Here is a 1,348-nt window from a genome sequence, read left to right on the forward strand (position 1 = left end):
GTGATTAATAATAGATATGCAGATGTGCGAATTTCAGAGTGCCTGAATCCTGACTATTAGGATTTAAGGATTACTTGATTTATCATCTGCACATATATCATTTGCACATCTGAAACCTGCACATCTATCACTTAAATCTATAAGCCCCTGTTAGGCTGGCCCATTGATGTTCTCTTAACATTTCTTTTACTTCCCTGGTATGGAATATGGCCGCCAAATCAAACATAAAACGGCTTGTAGTAAAAGCAACGCCAATCTGATTGCTAAATACTATTGGCTTTTTATTTAAAGTGACCTCCTGACTGCCAGGATCGTGGTTTTTGTTGAACAGGCTGCCTTGTATGGTGGCATCATAAACTACCGCGTTCACTTGTGGTTTATAGTAAAGAAATATTTCGTGTGCATGTAGTAAGCCTGTTTGGTCCTGAGCAGATACGGAACTTTGCGTACTTACTGAATTAAATAGCTGGTTAAAATTACCGAGGCGCAATAGTGGGCCTAAGCCTGCACCGGTAAAACCATTGCCCAGATTGGCATATGAGCTTAAGCTAACATCTATCCACGAGGCCCGGGCCAGTAGTTTATTATACTCGGCGCCCAGGTTAAGTTGTACATTGTTCCTGACCTGGTACTGCCAGCCGTTTAGTTTGTAAAAGCCAAATGTATTATGGATGAGCTTTTGTATCGGCTCGCCGCCCGCTGCAGGGCCTACAATGCCTAATTGCGCACTCAGTTTAATATTGCTTTCGTTTTTATATAAGAAATTAAGGGTTGAGCCTATGTAAGAGTAAGCCGCGAAAGGTCTGTCGATATAAGTAGCATCCGGTACATAGCCCGATTGCGGGTTGTACATTTTTTGCCCGATCTCAAAACCTAATACTTTATTTTGAAGATTGCTGCCTGCTTCGCCAGCTTTTAAAGCCTTGCGGTAATAAAAGAAGATCCCGTTGGTATAATACCGGTCTGAACCCTGGCCCAGGTAGGAATCATTATCAGATTGTATGGCAAATTCATGACCGCGGGTTTGAGCAAATAAACTGATAGTACCAAAAAGGCATAACAGCGTAAGGAATAGTTTATTAAACATTAGGTAATTAAATATGATAAGTATTATAAGCGCCTAATATAAAAAAATTGAGCTGATTTATGAGTGTACAAAATACGTACAAATAAAAGCGGGGGTTAAAACTTTACATTTTAACCCCCGCTTTTTTAATTTGCAATTGCTTTTTCCTCCTCTTTAACTGTAAGGTCAAGCGGATCGCTAACCTTTTCATCTAAAAGGGCAAGGCTAATTACCTCGCGCATATCGGTTACATAATGAAACTTAAGGTCCTTAATATAATCT

1 protein-coding gene is annotated in these 1,348 nt (G+C 40.0%); it reads right to left on the reverse strand.

Annotation, left to right across the window (positions count from 1 at the left end; genetic code table 11):
- Window positions 1–127 precede the first annotated feature (127 nt).
- A complete protein-coding gene (locus AC1DRQ_RS31595; protein WP_477430117.1) occupies window positions 128–1,087 on the reverse strand; it encodes a lipid A deacylase LpxR family protein in 960 nt (319 codons plus the stop codon).
- Window positions 1,088–1,348 lie beyond the last annotated feature (261 nt).

This window comes from Mucilaginibacter sp. P4_E8 (genome assembly GCF_056401495.1).